Consider the following 607-nt stretch of genomic DNA (forward strand, 5'->3'; position numbering starts at 1 on the left):
GTGGGTGAGCAGGGCAGCTCACTTTCCGGTGGGCAGAAACAACGTATTGCGATTGCAAGGGCATTGTTGACCAACCCAAAAATACTGATTTTTGACGAAGCCACCAGTGCCCTGGATTATGAATCTGAGGCGATCATCCAGCAAAATATGCGTCGTATCAGTCAGGGACGTACGGTTTTGATTATCGCACACCGTCTCTCCACAGTTCGGGAGGCTGATCAGATTATTGTGATGGATCATGGACGTATTGTTGAGCAGGGAGCGCATCCGGAGCTGATCAAACGACGGGGACATTATGCCAGGCTGCATGAGCTTCAGGTTGGAGTTCGCAGTGTTGATGGTCGTCATCAGCCGGTTCAGACTCAAGAGACAGGAGGTGCCCAATGAAGTGGTTCTCCAGGCTGGTCTATACACCGGTACAAAGGCTGATACAGACGATGGTGGCGCACAGTGAAAGCTCCACGGCCCTGCAGAAAAATCGCCGACAGTTCCTTCCTGCCGCACTGGAGGTGGAAGAGACGCCAGCCAGTCCGGCGGGTCGGGCTATTATCTGGGCGATTGTACTGCTATTTGCGATTGCGGTTATCTGGGCCTGTGTGGGTAAAGT

2 protein-coding genes are annotated in these 607 nt (G+C 53.0%); both read left to right on the plus strand.

The genetic code is table 11. From position 1 onward, the window contains the following. A partial coding sequence (locus J7438_RS26940; protein WP_209279090.1) for an ATP-binding cassette domain-containing protein occupies positions 1 to 387 on the plus strand: 387 nt, incomplete at its 5' end. Beyond that, positions 384 to 607, plus strand: a 224-nt coding sequence (locus tag J7438_RS26945) for a hypothetical protein (protein WP_209279091.1), incomplete at its 3' end; no start/stop codon positions are given. The genes J7438_RS26940 and J7438_RS26945, both read left to right, overlap by 4 nt.

This window comes from Thalassotalea sp. G20_0 (assembly GCF_017744175.1).
Lineage (GTDB): Bacteria > Pseudomonadota > Gammaproteobacteria > Pseudomonadales > Endozoicomonadaceae > Endozoicomonas.